The 18586-nt window shown below is 65.5% G+C and carries 20 protein-coding genes; 7 read left to right on the top strand and 13 right to left on the bottom strand.

Going from position 1 to position 18586, the window contains the following annotated elements; translation table 11 throughout:
* Positions 1-11 precede the first annotated feature (11 nt).
* Positions 12-494 carry a M23 family metallopeptidase gene (locus EV641_RS02165; RefSeq protein ID WP_132470563.1) on the bottom strand — a complete coding sequence of 161 codons (483 nt, stop codon included), beginning with the start codon at positions 492-494 and terminating at the stop codon, positions 12-14.
* A gap of 320 nt (positions 495-814) precedes the next feature.
* Between EV641_RS02165 and rpsB the strand changes: the two genes are divergently transcribed.
* The 6 genes from rpsB (at position 815) to EV641_RS02135 (ending at position 5793) form a co-directional block, all read left to right on the top strand.
* Positions 815-1642: a 30S ribosomal protein S2 gene (gene rpsB, locus EV641_RS02160; protein ID WP_132470561.1), complete on the top strand. Its 828-nt coding sequence runs from the start codon at positions 815-817 to the stop codon at positions 1640-1642.
* A 132-nt stretch (positions 1643-1774) separates the two neighbouring features.
* Positions 1775-2599: a translation elongation factor Ts gene (tsf, locus tag EV641_RS02155; protein WP_132470559.1), complete on the top strand. Its 825-nt coding sequence runs from the start codon at positions 1775-1777 to the stop codon at positions 2597-2599.
* A gap of 177 nt (positions 2600-2776) precedes the next feature.
* A complete protein-coding gene (gene pyrH / locus EV641_RS02150; RefSeq protein WP_132470557.1) occupies positions 2777-3505 on the top strand; it encodes a UMP kinase in 729 nt (242 codons plus the stop codon).
* A 28-nt stretch (positions 3506-3533) separates the two neighbouring features.
* The gene (frr, locus tag EV641_RS02145) at positions 3534-4091 is read left to right on the top strand and encodes a ribosome recycling factor (RefSeq protein ID WP_054719480.1); all 558 of its coding nucleotides are present in this window, start codon (positions 3534-3536) and stop codon (positions 4089-4091) included.
* 2 nt (positions 4092-4093) lie between these two features.
* Positions 4094-5029: a phosphatidate cytidylyltransferase gene (locus tag EV641_RS02140; protein ID WP_132470555.1), complete on the top strand. Its 936-nt coding sequence runs from the start codon at positions 4094-4096 to the stop codon at positions 5027-5029.
* Positions 5030-5052: 23 nt separating this feature from the next.
* Positions 5053-5793 (top strand): class I SAM-dependent methyltransferase, encoded by a 741-nt coding sequence (locus tag EV641_RS02135; protein WP_199233102.1) that lies wholly within the window; start codon positions 5053-5055, stop codon positions 5791-5793.
* A 47-nt stretch (positions 5794-5840) separates the two neighbouring features.
* Here the strand turns inward: EV641_RS02135 and EV641_RS02130 are convergent, their stop codons facing one another.
* The gene (locus EV641_RS02130) at positions 5841-6686 is read right to left on the bottom strand and encodes a CoA ester lyase (RefSeq protein ID WP_132470553.1); all 846 of its coding nucleotides are present in this window, start codon (positions 6684-6686) and stop codon (positions 5841-5843) included.
* A gap of 121 nt (positions 6687-6807) precedes the next feature.
* On the opposite strand from EV641_RS02130, the gene rlmN reads away from it, so the two are divergent.
* Complete coding sequence (gene rlmN / locus EV641_RS02125; RefSeq protein WP_132470551.1) at positions 6808-7917, top strand: 23S rRNA (adenine(2503)-C(2))-methyltransferase RlmN; 1110 nt, start codon at positions 6808-6810, stop codon at positions 7915-7917.
* Here the strand turns inward: rlmN and EV641_RS02120 are convergent.
* The 11 genes from EV641_RS02120 to EV641_RS02070 form a co-directional block, all read right to left on the bottom strand.
* Positions 7914-8690, bottom strand: coding sequence for an ABC transporter ATP-binding protein (locus EV641_RS02120; protein WP_132470548.1), 777 nt, complete (start codon positions 8688-8690; stop codon positions 7914-7916). The two genes, rlmN and EV641_RS02120, sit on opposite strands and share 4 nt — an antisense overlap.
* Entirely contained in the window at positions 8683-9516 is an 834-nt protein-coding gene (locus EV641_RS02115; RefSeq protein ID WP_241996752.1) for an ABC transporter ATP-binding protein, read from the bottom strand. Before EV641_RS02115 ends, EV641_RS02120 begins: the two co-directional genes overlap by 8 nt.
* Positions 9509-11521, bottom strand: a complete 2013-nt coding sequence (locus EV641_RS02110; protein ID WP_132470546.1) for an ABC transporter permease — start codon at positions 11519-11521, stop codon at positions 9509-9511. Before EV641_RS02110 ends, EV641_RS02115 begins: the two co-directional genes overlap by 8 nt.
* Before the next feature lie 65 nt (positions 11522-11586).
* Complete coding sequence (locus tag EV641_RS02105; protein WP_158289112.1) at positions 11587-12813, bottom strand: ABC transporter substrate-binding protein; 1227 nt, start codon at positions 12811-12813, stop codon at positions 11587-11589.
* Between the two features lie 22 nt (positions 12814-12835).
* Positions 12836-13432 carry a carboxymuconolactone decarboxylase family protein gene (locus EV641_RS02100; protein WP_054712583.1) on the bottom strand — a complete coding sequence of 199 codons (597 nt, stop codon included), beginning with the start codon at positions 13430-13432 and terminating at the stop codon, positions 12836-12838.
* Between the two features lie 38 nt (positions 13433-13470).
* Complete coding sequence (locus tag EV641_RS02095; RefSeq protein WP_054712580.1) at positions 13471-14214, bottom strand: SDR family NAD(P)-dependent oxidoreductase; 744 nt, start codon at positions 14212-14214, stop codon at positions 13471-13473.
* Positions 14211-15038 (bottom strand): TauD/TfdA family dioxygenase, encoded by an 828-nt coding sequence (locus EV641_RS02090; protein WP_132470541.1) that lies wholly within the window; start codon positions 15036-15038, stop codon positions 14211-14213. Before EV641_RS02090 ends, EV641_RS02095 begins: the two co-directional genes overlap by 4 nt.
* A gap of 25 nt (positions 15039-15063) precedes the next feature.
* Positions 15064-15633, bottom strand: a complete 570-nt coding sequence (locus tag EV641_RS02085) for a nuclear transport factor 2 family protein (protein WP_132470539.1) — start codon at positions 15631-15633, stop codon at positions 15064-15066.
* Positions 15630-16565: an SDR family NAD(P)-dependent oxidoreductase gene (locus EV641_RS02080; RefSeq protein WP_132470536.1), complete on the bottom strand. Its 936-nt coding sequence runs from the start codon at positions 16563-16565 to the stop codon at positions 15630-15632. The genes EV641_RS02085 and EV641_RS02080 overlap by 4 nt, the downstream gene beginning before the upstream one ends.
* 25 nt (positions 16566-16590) lie before the next feature.
* Positions 16591-17136, bottom strand: coding sequence for a nuclear transport factor 2 family protein (locus EV641_RS02075; RefSeq protein WP_199233101.1), 546 nt, complete (start codon positions 17134-17136; stop codon positions 16591-16593).
* Position 17137: 1 nt separating this feature from the next.
* The gene (locus EV641_RS02070; protein WP_132470533.1) at positions 17138-18571 is read right to left on the bottom strand and encodes an aldehyde dehydrogenase family protein; all 1434 of its coding nucleotides are present in this window, start codon (positions 18569-18571) and stop codon (positions 17138-17140) included.
* Positions 18572-18586: the final 15 nt, after the last annotated feature.

Raw genomic sequence — 18586 nt, 5'->3', positions numbered from 1 at the left:
CAACATCGAGGTCACACCGGTTCGAGTCGGATCACCGTGCGCTCGACGAGGGGGAGCGGATTCAGATAGCTGTCGCGATCGCGGCGCAGGCCCCAATGCAGGCACGCCTCGACGGGGCAGCCCTCGTGTCCCGCTTCCACAGTGCCCAGTGGGTCGCCGGCGGAGATCCGGCGGCCCGTCGCCACCGTCGCGGCCACGGGTTCGTAGGTGGTGCGCAGGCCGCCCGGATGGTCGATCGACACGACAGGTTTCCCCGCGACGGTTCCGGCGAACACGACGATCCCGTCACCGGCCGCGAGCACTGTCTGTCCAGCACGCGACGCGAGATCGACGCCGCGGTGACCCGGGAGCCAGTTCTGCTCGGGTGGATCGAACGGCCGGGCCACCGTCGGACGCGGTTCGAGAGGCCAGACGAAGGTGTTGTCCGCGGCTGCAGGCGCAGTACCCATGAGGAATACGAGAGTCGTCAGTAACGCGAGTACCGGAAATCGCATGCGTCCCACACTTGCCGCCGGGAGACTGCCGCGATACCCCGAATCGACGAATGTGGACAACTCTGCGGTTGTCCACAGGATCGGATGAAGAGACCGTTCTGACGAGGCGGTTGGTAGTTCGAGGCGTCCGGGTCGTATGCTTGTCGAGCGGTCTGTGTTCGCAGATCGACTTCGCGCGTCCGCGCGTCGGTGCAAATCCGTCTGTACGGATGCACCGTAAATGGCCGTCGCCGGTCCCGCAAGGGTCGACGGGCATGCGGACGCCAGGGCGGGGATCGCAAGATCACCCGCGGCAACCGACATGAAAGAGAGAAACAGGCATGCCTGTTGTAACTATGAGGCAGCTGCTCGACAGCGGCGCCCACTTCGGACACCAGACTCGTCGCTGGAACCCGAAGATGAAGCGGTTCATCTTCACCGACCGCAACGGTATCTACATCATCGACCTGCAGCAGACCCTGACGTACATCGACAAGGCGTACGAGTTCGTCAAGGAGACCGTCGCTCACGGTGGAACGATCCTGTTCGTCGGCACCAAGAAGCAGGCTCAGGAATCCATCGCCGAAGAGGCCACCCGCGTCGGCATGCCGTACGTGAACCAGCGTTGGCTCGGCGGCATGCTCACCAACTTCTCCACCGTCCACAAGCGCCTGCAGCGCCTGAAGGAGCTGGAGGCCATGGAGCAGACCGGTGGTTTCGAGGGTCGCACCAAGAAGGAAATCCTCATGCTCACGCGTGAGATGAACAAGCTCGACCGGACCCTCGGCGGCATCCGCGACATGGCCAAGGTTCCGTCGGCCGTGTGGGTCGTCGACACCAACAAGGAGCACATCGCTGTCGGTGAGGCTCGCAAGCTGAACATCCCGGTCGTCGCAATCCTGGACACCAACTGCGATCCGGACCTCGTCGACTTCCCGATCCCGGGCAACGACGATGCGATCCGCTCCGCGGCGTTGCTGACCAAGGTCGTCGCGTCCGCAGTCGCAGAGGGCCTCCAGGCCCGCGCCGGCAAGAACACCGACGCCGACGCCAAGCCCGAGGCAGCAGCCGCAGAGCCGCTGCCCGAGTGGGAGCAGGAGCTGCTCGCGCAGGCCGCCTCCACCGGCGAAGCGGAAGCGCCCGCCGCGGACGCAGCCCCCGAGGCCTGATTCGTTTGCACGGCCCCGACCGGACGATCGAGAGATCATGGTCGGGGCCGTCGCATCGCGGCCCGGCCCGCACACACGCGGCGCCATCCGCACCCGAGACTTTCCACCACAGACACAGGAGGCCCGCTCAAGATGGCGAACTACACCGCCGCTGATGTCAAGCGTCTCCGCGAGCTCACCGGCTCCGGAATGCTGGACTGCAAGAATGCTCTCGCCGACAACGACGGCGACTTCGACAAGGCCGTCGAGCAGCTGCGCATCAAGGGCGCCAAGGATGTGGGCAAGCGCGCCGAGCGCTCCACTGCAGAAGGCCTCGTCGTCGCGAAGGACGGCGTTCTGGTCGAGCTGAACTCCGAGACCGACTTCGTCGCGAAGAACGACGAGTTCCAGGCTCTCGCCAACACGATCGTCGCTGCCGCTGCGGAGGCCCGCCCGGCCGACGTCGAGGCACTCAAGGCCGTCGAGATCGACGGCAAGACCGTGGACGCCCTGGTTCAGGAGCTCTCCGCCAAGATCGGTGAGAAGCTCGAGATCCGGCGCGTCGCAGCATTCGACGGCCAGGTGTCGGTCTACTTGCACAAGCGTGCATCGGACCTGCCCCCGGCCGTCGGCGTGCTCGTCGAGTACACCGGTGAGGGCGACGCCGCAGCCGAGGCTGCCAAGAGCGCTGCCATGCAGGTCGCTGCTCTCAAGGCGAAGTACACCACCCGCGACGAGGTTCCCGAGGACGTCGTCGCCAACGAGCGTCGTATCGCCGAGGAGACCGCCAAGGCGGAAGGCAAGCCGGAGCAGGCTCTGCCGAAGATCGTCGAAGGCCGCGTGAACGGCTACTTCAAGGACGTCGTGCTCCTCGAGCAGTCGTCGGTGACGGATTCGAAGAAGACCGTCAAGGCGATCCTCGACGAGGCCGGAGCGACCGTGACCCGCTTCGTGCGGTTCGAGGTCGGCGCCAGCTAGTCCACCGATCGATCGACCCCGTCGGCTGTTGCCGGCGGGGTCGTGGTGTGTCCGACGCCTCCAGGTGATCAGCATCCGGCGGTCACCCATGGCGTGTCGCCTCGCTCCCGGTCTCGGTTCCACCGGGTGGATGAGGCAGGATGAAAGGGCCGATTCATGCGCAACCAGAGGAGAGTCATGTCCGAGCATGCCCACGATCGGCCCGGTTTCCGCCGGGTGCTTCTCAAACTCGGCGGCGAGATGTTCGGTGGCGGCAAGGTCGGACTCGATCCCGATGTCGTGACGACCGTCGCTCAACAGATCGCCGAGGTCGTGCGTAGCGGTGTCGAGGTCGCCGTGGTCATCGGTGGTGGCAACTTCTTCCGCGGCGCCGAACTGCAGCAGCGCGGACTCGAGCGTGCTCGCTCGGACTACATGGGGATGCTCGGAACCGTCATGAACTCCCTCGCGCTCCAGGATTTCCTCGAGAAGCAGGGCATCGACACCCGTGTTCAGACGGCGATCACGATGGGTCAGGTCGCCGAGCCCTACCTGCCACTTCGTGCGCGGCGCCACCTCGAGAAGGGTCGGGTCGTCATCTTCGGTGCGGGTATGGGAATGCCCTACTTCTCCACCGATACCACCGCGGCGCAACGCGCCCTGGAGATCGGCGCCGACGTCGTTCTGATGGCCAAGGCCGTCGACGGCATCTACTCCGCGGACCCTCGCATCGATCCCGATGCCGAGTTGTACGAGGAGGTCACCCATCGCGAGGTCATCGAGAACGGCCTCAAGGTCGCGGACGCGACCGCGTTCAGCCTGTGCATGGACAACGCCATGCCGATCATGGTCTTCAATCTGCTGACCAAGGGCAATATCGCTCGTGCCGTGGCCGGTGAGAAGATCGGAACGCTCGTACGGTCATGATTGGACAACGGAACATGGAGGAACTGCCGTGATCGATGAAGCTCTCTTCGAGGCCGAGGAGAAGATGGAGAAGGCCATCACGGTGGCCAAGGACGATCTCGGCGGTATCCGCACCGGCCGCGCGAACGCGGGAATGTTCAACCGGATCGTCGTCGACTACTACGGATCGCCCACTCCCGTGACGCAGATCGCCAGCATCAACGTGCCCGAGGCCCGGATGGTCATCATCAAGCCCTACGAGGCATCGCAGCTCGGTGCGATCGAGACCGCGATTCGCAACTCCGATCTCGGGGTCAACCCCACCAACGACGGCAACATCATCCGCATCTCCGTGCCTCAGCTCACCGAAGAGCGCCGCCGCGAACTCGTCAAGCAGGCGAAGGCCAAGGGCGAAGATTCCAAGGTGGCCTTGCGGAACGTTCGGCGCAAGGCGATGGAGGAACTCGGCCGCATCCAGAAGGACGGCGAAGCGGGCGAGGACGAGGTCGGGCGCGCGGAGAAGGAGCTCGACAAGACCACGGCCAAGTACGTGGCGCAGATCGACGAGCTGGTCAAGCACAAGGAAGCCGAGCTGATGGAGGTCTGACGGTGGGCAGAGCCGACGGGTCCTCCGACCCGCAGCTTCCACTCGACGCCGGAGATACCTCCGACGTCGCCGCTGCCGACGCAGCATCACCACCCGACGACGCGACACGCCCCGCCAAGACGTCACGCGCAGGCCGGAACCTTCCTGCCGCCATAGCGGTCGGGGTCGGCCTGGGCGCACTCGTGATCGTGATTCTGCTGTTCGCTCCCACCGCCTGGCTCGGTGTGGTTGCGGCAGCGATCGCGATCGCCACGTGGGAGGTCACCAAGCGGCTGCGTGAAGCGAGCGTGCTCGTGCCGCGTCTCCCGCTGCTCCTCGGCGGCCAGGCGATCATCTGGCTGGGCTGGCCCTACGGAGCCACCGGTGTCCTCGGAGCATTCGCGGGGACCGTGGTGGTGACGATGCTGTGGCGACTGTTCGACCACGGTCTGGCCGCGCAACCACACAACTACCTGCGCGACACGGCGGTCGCGGTGTTCACCGCGGCGTGGTTACCGCTGCTCGCGTCCTTCGCGACCCTGATGGTCCTCGAGGACCAAGGCGCCGCACGGGTGTTCTGCCTGATGCTCGTGTGCGTGGCGTCGGACGTCGGCGGTTATGCCGCCGGTGTGCTGTTCGGCAAGCACACCATGGCACCCGCGATCAGCCCCAAGAAGTCGTGGGAAGGATTCGGTGGATCCCTGGTCGCGTGTGTGGCCGTCGGAACACTCACCGTCATGTTCCTGCTCGACGGACAGTGGTGGATCGGTGCGCTCCTCGGCGTCGTCCTCGTGTTGACGGCCACTGCCGGTGACCTCATCGAATCGCAGGTCAAGCGCGACCTCGGTATCAAGGACATGGGCACGCTCCTTCCCGGCCACGGCGGCATCATGGACCGACTCGACTCGATCCTTCCGTCGGCATTCGTGACCTGGCTGATCCTCACGATCTTCGTGTAGGCCGGGGCCCACAGGTCTGGACGATGGGCGAGCATCGAGGCGACGACAGGGGCGTGATCGCCAGCCCCAACATCTGGCACTGGCCGGAGGTGTACGAACAGGAGAACCGCGCCCAGGACACCCACGGCGCCGTGTATTCAGCGCTGAGGGAGGACGCCGACTGGGCCGGCCTCCACGTCGTCGACGTCGGCTGTGGCACCGGTTTCCATCTCGGAATGTTCGCGGAGACGGCCCGGTCGGTGATCGGGGTCGAACCTCACCCGCCGCTCGCCGAAGCGGCACGGCGGCGGGTCGGCCACCTCGACACGGTCCGGGTCCTGCCCGGATCCGCCGCGCACATGCCGCTGCCGGAGGGATCCGTGGATCTCGTACACGCCCGGACGGCGTACTTCTTCGGTCCGGGCTGCGGCGCCGGCATCACCGAAGCGATGAGGGTCCTGCGCCCGGGCGGAGCACTCGCGATCATCGATCTCGACGCGACGGCGCACCCGTACGGCGAATGGATGCTCGCCGATCTCCCGCACTACCGACCTCGTGTCGTCGAGGCTTTCTTCGACGCCCAGGGATTCTCACTTCGGCGGATCGACACCGAATGGAACTTCCCGGACCGTGACACCCTCGAGCGTGTCCTCGGAATCGAGTTCGGTCCGAAGGTCGCAGCTCGCGCGATCCGGGAGACACCCGGAACGAGCTTGGCGGTGCGCTACCGCCTGCACATCCGACGCAAGCCGCGCGGCATCGAACTGGGCGGCCTCCGCGGCTGAGCCGAATGTCACCTCGGGTCACTCCAGTGTGCGAAGGTGACGTTCGGCTAGTCGCGGGCAGCTCGGCTCGCGCCCTGAAGCCGGAACACCCGAGCGAGTTCTTTGATCTTCTTCGCCCGCGCCAGCTTCGGTAGGTCGCTCCCGTCCTTGACGCCGTGTCCGTCTTCGCCCAGACGATCGATGATGGTGTGAGCCCAGCCGATGTCGTCGGTGCTGGGGCTCAGCGCGGCATTCGGGAACTGTGCCCGATCCGGTGTCATACACAGTTTCCCGGTCATGCCCATCGACTGGGTCAGCTGCGCCTCCTGCTCGAGGATCGTGGGATCGTCGGTAAGGGACGGGCCGTCGATCGGCCCGGGAAGTTTCGCGGCGCGGCTCGTGACGACAAGCCTCGAGCGCGGATACGCCATGGCGAGGGGCGACGCGCTCATCCCGGTGTCGCAGCGGAAGTCGCCACTGCCGAACACCAGCCGGAACACACCTTCGGCGCGGGCGATTTCGGGTGCTGCCTCGAGCCCCATCGCAGATTCGATCAACACGAGGATCTTGGTGTCGTCCGGCAGGGCGTCGGCGGTGGCGTCCACCTGCTGCCCACTTTCGGCTTTCGCGAGCATGACCCCTTCGAGGCCGGGCACGCCCGCGAGGGCGTCGACGTCGTCGCACCAGTGCGACGTGGTGGTGTCGTTGATGCGGACCCACGCCCTGCCGCCGCCTCGCAGCCACTCGACGACACCGGCACGGGCGGGTGCCTTGCCCTCGGCAGCGACCGCGTCTTCGAGATCGAGCACGACGGCATCGGCGGGGGAAGTGGCAGCAGGCTCGAACCGCTCGGGGGCATTACCGGGGACAAGAAGCCAGGATCGGGCGAACTCGGGAGCAATTCGGGTGGTCATGTCTCGATCTTCCCCCCATCGACGTGTGAATTCATGGGGTGTGAATTTCCGGGCGGTTGGGGGTGAGTATCACAGTGCAGACCGGACAGTCAGCTCGCAAAGCATGGGAGAATGGATCATTATGGCTTCCTCCCTGCCCCTCGTCTTCGATGCTCCCAAGCGCGGTATGCCCCCGCGGCACCTCGCCGACCTCGATACCGAGCAGCGGCGTGAGGCCGTGAAGGAACTGGGGCTTCCGGCCTTCCGCGCCGACCAGATCGCCCGGCAGTACTACGGTCGGCTCGAAGCTGACCCGGAGAAGATGACCGACCTTCCCGCTGCGGTGCGCGACAAGATCGGTGAGGCACTGTTCCCGCCGTTGCTGACCCCGGTCAAGCACATCGCCTGCGACGGCGGGGAGACCCGCAAGACGCTGTGGCGCGCGGGCGACGGAACTCTCCTCGAGAGCGTGCTCATGCGATACCCGGAGCGCGCGACCCTGTGCATCTCGAGTCAGGCCGGGTGTGGCATGGCCTGCCCGTTCTGCGCGACCGGGCAGGGGGGCCTCGACCGGAACCTGACCACCGCAGAGATCGTCGATCAGGTTCGGGCGGCCGCGGCGGCGCTGCGCGACGGCGACGTCGCCGGTGGTCCGGGCCGACTCTCGAACATCGTGTTCATGGGCATGGGCGAGCCGCTCGCGAACTACAAGCGGGTCGTCGCGGCGGTTCGCCGGATCACCTCGCCCGCACCCGAAGGCTTCGGGCTGTCGCAGCGTTCGGTCACTGTCTCGACGGTGGGACTCGCGCCCGCCATCCGCAAGCTCGCCGACGAGGGCCTGCATGTCACCCTCGCCGTCTCCTTGCACACCCCCGACGACGAACTCCGCGACACCCTTGTGCCGGTCAACAACCGATGGCCCATCGCCGAGGTTCTCGACGCCGCCCGGTACTACGCCGACAAGACCGGCCGCCGGGTCTCGATCGAATACGCGCTGATCCGCGACGTGAACGACCAGCCGTGGCGCGCAGATCTGCTGGGTAAGAAGCTGCGCAAGGCGCTCGGCCCTCTCGTGCACGTGAATCTGATTCCACTCAATCCCACCCCGGGCAGCGAATGGGACGCAAGTCCCAAACCTGTCGAGCGGGAGTTCGTCCGCCGGGTCATCGCGCAGGGCGTCTCCTGCACCGTCCGCGACACCCGCGGCCAGGAGATCGCTGCGGCCTGCGGTCAGCTCGCCGCGGAAGCCTAGACCACGCTCGGACGGTCCGCGTCACCGTGTTCCTCGTCGGCGAATTCACCGGCACCGAAGTAGGCGGATTCGACCCGATCGCGTTCTCGAAGGAGCGCTCCGGCCTCTCCTTCGAGAACGACCCGGCCGTGGTTGAGCACCACCGCCCGGTCGGACACTGCCAGTGCTAGACCCACATGCTGTTCGACGAGCACGACGGCGATCCCTTCAGCGCGTGCCAGGTCGCGGATAGCAGGGAGCATTTCCTCGACGATCATCGGCGCCAACCCGAGGCTCATCTCGTCGACCATGAGCAACCGAGGCTCGGCCAGTAGCGCCACCGCGATCGCGAGCATCTGCTGCTCACCGCCGGAGAGCAGACCCACCCTTCGGGACTGTAGTTTCGCCAGGGCCGGAAACCGTTCCAACACCGAGTGCTCGCGGCGTTTGTCGGGTCGTCGGCGGGCCAGCCGGAGATGCTCACTCACCGTCATGGACGGGAAGAGCCCTCGGTCGTCGGGGACGAAGCGCATGCCTCTGCGCGCCATTCGGTAGGGCCGCCTGCTGTCGACCGGCTCGCCCAGGACCGTCACCCGTCCACTCATCGTGGGGAGCACACCGGCGAGCGACAACAGGGAGGTGGTCTTTCCTGCGCCGTTGGGCCCCAGGATCGAGAGGACTTCACCGGCCGAGACCGAGAGGTTCACGTCGGCGACCGCGACGACGCCGTTGTAGCCGGCGGTCAGGGACTCTGCCGTGAGCACGGGGTCTTCGGCGGGGACAGAATCAGCCATGAGTGGTCTCCATCGGTGCACCCAGATATGCAGCGATCACGGCGGGATCCTTTCTGGCCTGGTCCGGAGTTCCCGAGAAGATGACCTTGCCGAATTCGAGGACGTAGATGCGATCGCACACGCCCAGTACGAGCGACATGTCGTGGTCGATCAGCAGTGCACCGGGCCCATCCCGCACGACCGCCCGAATGCGTTCGGCGAACTCGACACTCTCCTGACTGTCGAGGCCCGCAGCGGGCTCGTCGAGCAGAAGGACACGACAATTACCCACGAGTGCCCGTGCGACACCGACGAGTTTCTGTTGCCCGAGCGTGAGATCCCGTGCGAGAGTGTCGCCGACATCGCCGAGCCCCACCGACCGCAGGGTCGCGTCCACGACCTCGTTGCTTCCGCCCCGCCGACGCCCGACCAGGTCGCGCCACAGTGTTGCAAGACCGCCCGGCCGCATTGCGGCGATCACATTCTGGTTCACGCTCAGGTTCGGAAAGAGCTCACCCGACTGCCACGTGCGTGAGAGACCGGTGCGACGACGCTGATGTGGCGGAAGGCCGTTCATCGGACTGCTGTCGACGCTGATCGTTCCCTCGTAGTCGATGAATCCGGTGACCGCGTCCACGAACGTCGTCTTACCGGCACCGTTCGGTCCGATCAGGCCGACGATCTCACCGGGATGAACCTCGAGCGACACATTCTCGTTCGCCACGACACCGCCGTAGCGCACGGTGATGTCCTGCGCCGACAAGCCGCCCCGTACCTCATCCGGCGATCCGGAATCAGGCCGCGGAGAATCAGGTTGTGCGGAATCGGTTTCCGTGGAGTCAGGCATCTGCCACCGCCACCTTCCCGTGGTCGACCTCGTCACCGGTGTCGGATACCGGAGAATCTGTCGCGGCCGCTGGGCCGCGCAGCCTGGCACGTAGCAGTGCGCTGACTCTGCCGGCCTCACCGGCGATTCCGATCGGATTCATGATCGCAGTGATGATCAGCGCGATCCCGGAGATCAGAGCGTAGTAGTCGCCCAGGTCGAAGATATTGTGCACCAGCACGTAGACGATTCCCAGCGGACCGATGATGCCAGCGATTGCCGCGCCACTGAACGAGGTGATGCCGCCGAGATACGCAACCGCCAGCACCTGCAGTCCGACGAACACGGTGAACGACTCGGCCGAAAGTTGACCGGCGCTGTATCCGATGAGACAGCCCGCGACACCGGCGATGAACGCGGACAGCCCGAACCCGATGAGCTTGGTCAATCGGACGTCGATTCCCGCGGCCGCGGCGGCCCGCTCGTTCGCCCGCACTGTGAGGAAGGCGCGCCCGGTGTCGCCCGAGGCGATCCGCATGAACGCCCACACCACGATCGCGGCCACGACCAGGACTGTGAACGAGAACGACAGACGTGCGATGTCGCTGCCCTCGCGCACACCGAGGTTCAGGCCGAACAGCGTGGGATTCGCGATGGGATTCCCCGACGGCGGCGTGAGACTGTAGTTGTTGAAGATGAACCGCTCGATGGCCAGGGCTGCCGCGATGGTCACGATGGCCAGCTGTGCACCACGAATCCGGAAGGCAGGCAATGCCACCAGCATGCCGAGCAGGGCTGCCACGAGTGAGCAGAAGACGAGCGCAATCGGGAACGGCATGCTCCAGTTCGTCGTCACCTTGGAGAGCGTGAATCCCGCTGCACCCGCGAACGCCGCCTGGGCCAGCGAGATCTGCCCGAGGTAACCGGTGATGACCACATACGACAACGCCAGCAGCATCAGGATGATCGAGTACGTCAGACCGAATCGGTAGGTGCCGGACGACACCGCGAGGAGCACACCGGTCACCACGATCACGAGTGCGGCGGGGATCGGACGGAAGCGAGGCACCACAACGTCCGGCAGCTTGATGGCCTGCAGTGAACCGCGCGAGGGCAACCGTCCCCCGAAGACGAACAGTACGACGATGACCACGACGAACGGCACGACCTGATCGACGCCGGACTGCGCCCACGTGGGCCACCAACTCTCACCGGCGAGCAGGTTGAGCACCGACTGGAACGCCCCGAGCACCAGCGACGCGATCACGATCGTCGCGACGGATTCCATCCGCGCGACCAGGAGCACCGCGAGCGCCGGAACGACGAGCAGGGAATAATTCAGCGGATTGAGGCCCGTCAGGGATGCCCCGAGCAGGACACCGACCGTGCTGACCACCGAGGCCATGACCATCGCGATCGCTGCGAGCCGATCCGGTGAGAACCCCAGAAGCGTGGCGCCCCGCTCATTCTCGGCTGCCGCACGAGTTGCTGCGCCGGCTCTGGTGAAGCGGAAGTAGGCCCACACCAGCACCGAGAACACGGCCATGATCGCGACCATCACGACCTCCGCCGACGACACCGATGTGCCGAACAGCGAGATCGACCCGGAGGGAATCATCGATTCGATCGGGATGCTGTTCGGCCCGAACCTGATGACCACCAACGCTTGGACGGTGAGCATCAGCGCGACGGAGACCACCACCTGGGCCAGGGCCGGTGCACGACGTACCGGCCTGAACACCAGGTAGTGGGTCACGACCCCGAGCAGGACAGCCATCACGAGGCCGATTGCCAAGGCAACAGGTACCGACGGCGCCTCGTCGAACTCGATACTGCCGATCGGCAGGACCAGGGTGCCGTCGATGAGCAACTGCGCGTACACGTACGCGCCCCACATGGCGGTCGCACCTTGCGCGAAGTTGATGATCCCCGTCGAGCGATAGACGAGGAGCAATCCGTTGGCGAGGCCGATATACACCGCGGCGAGGCCGAACCCCAGGACGATGAACTGCAGATACGTGCTCATGCGCTACTCCGTTGCGTGTATGTCGTCAACGAGGTCGAATGGCCTCCTCGAGCACGGTGGTGCCATCAGGAGGTGGGCATCAGCGAAGGATCGAGATCGATGTATCCGGCTTCCTCCACCGACCGGAGCGTTCCGTCCTCCTGCACTTCGAAGAAGATCGCCTGTGCATTGCACGTGGTAGCCACACCCGGCCACTGCTGCCCGTCGCAGGTCACGGACGGGCCGGCGAAGGTCGGGAAGTCCTTCAGTCCCTTGAACGCGTCGGTGACGGTAGTTGTGGTGATCTCCTCCGACCCGGAAAGGATCTCCGCGATGTTGACCAGCGCTGCGAATGTGTAGATCGACCGGGAGGAGAGCTCGTCGCCGTATCCGACGGCATCCATGGAGTCCGCGAAGATGTCCAACTGTTCCTGGACCTCGGCGGGCGCGGAGTCCTTGGCGAGAGGTACCCACAGTCGGGGCTGGGTGACGATGCCTGCGGCATCGGCTCCCATATCGTCGATGAACTGTGAGCATGATCCGGCCAGGATCGTGTCGTCGTAACCCTGCCGGCGCAGGGCCTGGAACAGGCCGGTGCAGCCGTCCTCGGGGAGGGCGATGACGCCGGCCATATCCGGGTCGTCGGAAAGTTGCGTCGCTGCCACGACATTCAAGTTGGCGCCCGAAGCCGGCGGGTACTGGACGGCGACGTCGATCCCCATCTTGTCGGCGATCGGCATGATCAGATCGTCGACGTACGCGTGGGAAGTGGGCGACTCGTTGACGGCGAGCGAGGCCTTCGTCTTCCCCATGGTGTCGAGCACCGACATGCTCGAGAGCGCGGCGAACGACACCGGCCCGGTGAAGTAGAACGCTTGCCCGTACTCGGCGGAATCCGCGACGAACGATCCTGCGAGCGTACCGACGATAGGGATCTCCGCCGACGCCAGAATCGGCACCGCCGCCCCCATGCTCTGGTCGACCGCGTCGATCACGAGCGGAAGACCCTTCGAGACGAAGCCGTTGGCGCAGCTGATCGCGGTCTCGGGGCTGCCGTCGCCACCGCACACATCGACTTCGAGGGGACGCCCGTCGATACCACCGAGCACCTCGTTGACGTAATGCACGCCGGCTTCGAGCCCGTACGCTGTCTGCGGATACGCGGACGCGCCCTTGATCGGTGCCAACGCGCCGATGACGATCGGCTCACCGCTGGGAGTGGCCCCGGCACTGCTGTCCCCGCCGTCGGAGCTGCATGCCGACAGGGCAAGTGCAGCAACCGCAGCGATGACGCCGATATGTCGCTTCTTCACGTGTACGTCCCACTTTCTCGAATCAGTCGCGGGAGGAGACAGAATGGTTGGGCAGATACGGAACGAGACCGGGTTCGGGCCGGACCCCGAACGAGCGCAGCGCGGTCGCGAGCATCGAGTAGCAGCCCACGGTGAACACGACATCCATCAGCTGCTCACGGTCGAACTTGCCAGCGAGCACAGCCCACGTATCGTCGCCGATCGCGCCGCCGACGATCAGCTCGTCGGTGGCGGTCAGCAGTGCCCGCTCGATCGGTGACCAGCCGACCGTGTCGGGTCCGTCTTCGATGCGGGCGATCTCGTCGGCGGTGATGCCCGCTCGCTCCGCGAGGATGACGTGTTGGGCCCATTCGTACTCTGCGCGACGGAGGTAGGCGATACGAAGAACGAGAAGCTCCCGGTGCCGGACCGACAGGGTGGAGTGCGCCAGCAGGTGCCGGTTGAAGCTCAGGAACGCCATCGCCAGCGAAGGATGCTGCGCCAGGGTTCCGAGCAGGTTCGTCCCGGGCTGCCTGTTGTCTTCGTCCGAGGTGCTCGCTACGGCCGATCGGAAGCCGTTGATGTACGTTGCGATCTCTTCGGTCCAGTCGTCCTCGGGAAGAGGGGGTATCCGGGACATTGTGCGGAGGTGTCCTTTCGATTCGGGCGGCGGGCAGGTCAGGTATTGCGTCCACCGTTGACGCCGATCATCTGCCCGGTGATGTAGCCGGCTTCGTCGCTCACCAGGAACGCGCATGTAGCGGCGATGTCCTCGGGCCGCCCGATCCTGCCCACTGGCGTCTTGGCGGTCTGAAGATCGAGATCGACGAAGCCCTTGGCGACGGTGTTCCGCAACATCGGGGTGTCGATGAAGCCCGGCGGAATCGTGTTGACCGTGATCCCGAGTTTGCCGAACTCGAGCGCCAGGCTCTTCGTGAGCCCGACGACGCCGGACTTCGCGGACACGTAGGGGGAGAGGCCGGGGGAGCCACTGTGCACGCTCGACGACGAGATGTTGACGATGCGTCCCCACCCCTCGTCGATCATGTCCGGAAGCACGAGCTGGCAGCAGTCGAATGCTGCGGTGAGGTTCACGGCGAGTGATCGCTGCCACGCGTCGGCGGTGATGTCGAGGAACGGTGACGGAACCGACATCCCGGCGTTGTTGACCAGGACCGTCGGACGAGCCAGCCGTGCTCGCACGTCCTCGACGGCCGTTTCGAGTGCACTGCGATCGGTGACATCGACCTGCAGACCGACGGCCTTGCCGCCCCTGTCTGCGATCGACGCGGCGACGGATTCGGCCGCGTCACCGTCGAGGTCGAAGATGGCGACCATGTTGCCGTCGGCGGCGAGGCGCCGGGCAATCGCCTCGCCGATTCCGGAAGCGCCACCGGTGATGATCGCCGTGCGGTCGGTCACTGGATCGGCTCGGTTCCGATGAGGGTCGACCGGTGCATTCTGCGGGGCTTTTCTCGGTCGAACGTGCAGGCTCGGTGCATGAGCCCGGTGTTGTCCCAGATCACCGTGTCGCCCACCGACCAGCTGTGCCGGTACACCAGATCCGGGGCGGTGGCACGCCGTTCGAGATCGCGGAGCAATGCTCGACCTTCGTCGATGTCCATCCCGACGATATGGGACGCCGTGGCGCCGAATACCATCGAGCGCCTTCCGGATTCGTGTTCCCACACGAGCGGCAGCTCACGGGCGGCGCGGGAGGCCCACTCTGCCACCTGATCCTCGGTCGGGTTCGGATAGGTCAGGCGCTGAATGGCCTCGAAGGTGTGGACGACCCGCAACGTACCGAAGTACTCCTTCTCCTCGTCCGACAGTGCATCGTAGGCGGCGTAGGTACTCGCGAACTCGGTCTCGCCGCCCTGCGCTGCCGTGACGTGAGCGGTCAGAACCGACGCTTTTGCGGGAATAGCGTCCAGAGCGCCGTCGATGTGCCAGTAGTCGTTGCTGGCGAAGTATTCCTTGTTCGGGTTGTCCGGCTCGAAACTGATCTCCATGACCTCCGGGATCCGGTACTTGGGGAACAGTGCGAGCTCACCGAGTCTGCGGCAGAACGCGACCTGCGCCGGATCGTCGATGTGCAGTTCTCGGAACAGGATGACGCTGTGTTGTTCGAGCAGGTCGAGAAGTGCAGCGGGGAGCGCGTCATCGGTGAGCAGACGATCGACGTCGACCCCCGTCACCTCGACACCGACGAGGTCTCCGAGCTTCTTGGTAGCAAGCGTGTGCATGTGGTCTCTCCTCGATGCGCCCGCGTCAACTCGGGATGTTCGGCTGTCGGACGTTGGTGAGTGGGCGGGTGTAGGACGGATCTGTCGTGCTGCGTGACGGTGCACCGTTGGCGAAGACGTCGGGGACATCAGAGAAGGGAATGTCCATTGACGGAACCATGCCGGACCATTCGATGATGTTGGTGCGGAGGGCTATCCGCCACTCGCCGTCGCGGCGTTCGAGGCGGTCGATGTACCGTCCGCCCGCAATCCAGTTGCTGTCGTCGACGTTCCGGGCGGCGAACAGGTAATACGTTTCGGTATGGGCAGTATCGCCGTCGAGATCGCAGGTGTGGTTCAGCAGATTGTGGTGGGTGGCCTTCTGTCCCTGCGCGTGCATCGCGGTGGACCAGTCGTAGAGGTCGACAGGGCCACCGACGAAACTACCTGCGGCGATCGTCGCGTCGGTGTGGAAGGCGGAGAGGAACAAGTCGCGATCGAATCGGTCCATTGCCCGGCTGAAGCGGGTCAGCGTATCGAGGATCTCCTGGCGATCCAGAAGGGCCTCGAGCTTGGCGACCCTGTCGGACGAGAGGGATGCCACCGGCGTGCTCATGATGTGCTCCGTTGCAGTGAGGAGGAAGGGGAGGGGGCCGGCCCGACACCGAGCCCTGAACTATCTGCTCCCGCGATCGGGGACCAGATCGGTTCGCCGCGGGTCGATCGAAGTGAGGGGATCTCGCGGCCGTCGATATCTGTGACGCCGTACTCCTCCGCCAGTTCGGCGGTGATGAAGGTGCCGCCCGAGCGGCTCATGATTGCGGGATCCTGTGCGAGAGCGGCGATGACGCGACCGGCGAACTCCGGTGAGCAGCCGTTCTCGGGGCGGGTGGCGGCGCCCTCCGTGAGTCCGGGAATGGCCGCCAGGTTCCGCTCGGCGCGCTCCGTGAAGGTCAGGCCCTGCCAGATCGACACGGACGCCACGTCGTACGGTTGCAACTCAACGGCCATGTCGCGTGCCATTCGATCCACCGCGGACTTGGCCATCCCGAAGAGGACACCGTAGGTGTACGCCACACCGGTGTACCCGGAGACGGCCACGATGAGTCCCGACTTCTGGGGCGCCATGATCATGGCAGCGTGCCGCGCCGCCACGAAGTTCGATCGCACACCGACATCCACCATCTCCCAATTCGACAGTGGCTTCTCCCAGAACGGCTCGGGATCGGTCAGGTCGTCGGGGAGGGAGAATGCATTGTTGACCAGGATGTCGAGGCGGCCCTGCTCGCGTTCGACGCGCTCGAAGAGCGCGGCCACCTGCTCATCGTTCGCGTGATCGATCTGGACCGCAACACCTGTGCCTCCGCGGCGATCACACTCCGCGGCGGTGTCGCCGACGGTGCCCGGAAGTGGGTGCGAGCCGGGTGCTACCGTGCGTCCGGTGACGTAGACCGTGGCGCCGTGCTCCGCGAGCGCAAGGGCGATGCCCTTACCGATCCCGCGGCTGGCACCCGTGACAACGGCGACCCTGCTCGACAGCGCACCCATTCCCGACTCCTGACTGTGTTGTGAGTTATTTCTGTATCGCGAAGGGGCCGGTGCCGAAGAAGGTCTCGCTGTGATCACCGGTGGCCTTGCCTGTGAAGTGGTCACCGCTGAACGGGGTGCCCATGAGGCCCTGCGACCAATCCGCGGACACACCGTCGTCGCGGGACCAGTCGTAGAGCATGGTGCGCTCCGCAATTCGCCACTGCCCGTCGCGCTCTTCGAGACGGTCGAGGTAGCGCCCGCCGAGCACCGTGTCGCGCTCTTCGGTTCCCACGTCGACGCGGTGGTACGCGGTGACATGGGTTTCGGCCAGGGCTGTGTTGCCGTCCAGTTCGATGTGCGTCTGCCCGAGCAGGTGCTGGGTGACCAGCACGGCGGGAGACCCCGGGACCACCCACGCGAGGTAGTCGTCGAACGAGCCGGCGAAGATCCCGAAATCCACGATGGCGTCCGGCCAGAACGAAGAACTGACCGCCTCGCCGTCTCGACGGTCCTCCCCGCGCGCGAGGCGCACGATGCACGCTCGGACCTCGTGATGCGCGAGGAGAACCCGCATGTCGGCGGCACCCATGCTAGCTGCCGTCCTCGGGAGAGTAACCGAGAATGCCCTTGATCTCGAGGTAGTCGTCGAAACCGAATTCGCCCCACTCACGCCCGTTTCCGCTCTTCTTGTAGCCCCCGAACGGTGCCCCGAAGTCGAACGCGTCATTGATCGCAATGTTTCCAGCGCGGATCCGTCGCGCCACGTTTCGGGCCAGCTCGAGATCCGCGCCCGCCACGAATCCGGCCAGTCCGTAGTCGGTGTCGTTCGCAATCTCGATCGCGTGGTCGATGCTGTCGTAACCCAGAATCGTGAGGACCGGGCCGAAGATCTCCTCGCGGGCGATCGTCATGTCGTTCTTGACATCGGCGAAGACGGTGGGCTGCACGAAGTAGCCGGTGGTCAAGCCCTCGGGCCGCCCGACACCACCGGCCACGAGGTTCGCCCCCTCGTCGATACCCTTCTTGATGAGACCTTGAACCTTCTCGAACTGGGCCTTCGACACGACGGGACCGATCGCGGCATCGCCGGTCGGGTCGCCCACGGTCACCTGCGATGCCGCCTCGCGTGCTGCGGCGATGGCTTCCTCCATGCGCTCCCCAGGGACCAGCATTCGCGAAGGAGCACTGCAGGTCTGGCCCGAGTTCATCATCATCGTTGCGACACCCTTGCCGACATTCTCAGCAAGGTCGGCGTCGTCGAGGATGATGTTCGGGCCTTTTCCGCCGAGCTCCTGCGTGACTCGCTTGACGCCGGCTGCGGCATTGGCCGCGACGTCGATGCCCGCGCGTGTCGACCCGGTGAACGACACCATGTCGACATCGGGGTGCCCGGACAGCGCTCGCCCTACGCCGGGGCCGTCGCCCTGGACGAGGTTGAACACACCGGCGGGAACTCCGGCCTCGTCGAGAACCTCGGCGAAGACCTGGCCGTTGAAGGGTGACTGCTCCGACGGCTTGAGCACCATCGTGCAGCCGGTGGCCAGGGCCGGGAACACCTTGACAGCGATCAGGCTGATCGGCCAATTCCACGGCGTGATCAGGCCGCAGACACCGATGGGTTCCTTGACGACGAGGCTGCCGCCGCGCTGCTCCTCGAAGACGAAGTTCCGGAGCACCTCGATCGCGGTGGTGAGATGCCCGAGGCCGAGATTGACCTGGAAGCCGCTCGCCAATGCAGCGGGTGCACCCATTTCCTCGGTCAGTGCGGTAGCGATGTCGCCCATCCGACGCTGGTACACGTCGAGGATCTTCTCGAGCAGTGCGAGTCGCTCCTCGCGGCTGGTCGCCGACCACGCGGGGAAGGCGCGTCGCGCGGCGGCGACGGCCTTGTCGACGTCTGCCGACGATCCGAGCGACACCGTACCGGCGACCTCTTCGGTCGCCGGATTGATGACCTCGAAGGTGTCGGACTGGGCCGGATCGGTCCACTGTCCATCGATGTAGAACTTCAGATATTCACGCATGGCTACCCGGTTCTC

This window comes from Rhodococcus sp. SMB37 (genome assembly GCF_004345605.1).
Classification (GTDB): Bacteria; Actinomycetota; Actinomycetes; order Mycobacteriales; family Mycobacteriaceae; genus Rhodococcus.
Note: the sequence above shows the minus strand (reverse complement) of the source record. Positions and strands in the feature narration are given on the sequence as shown.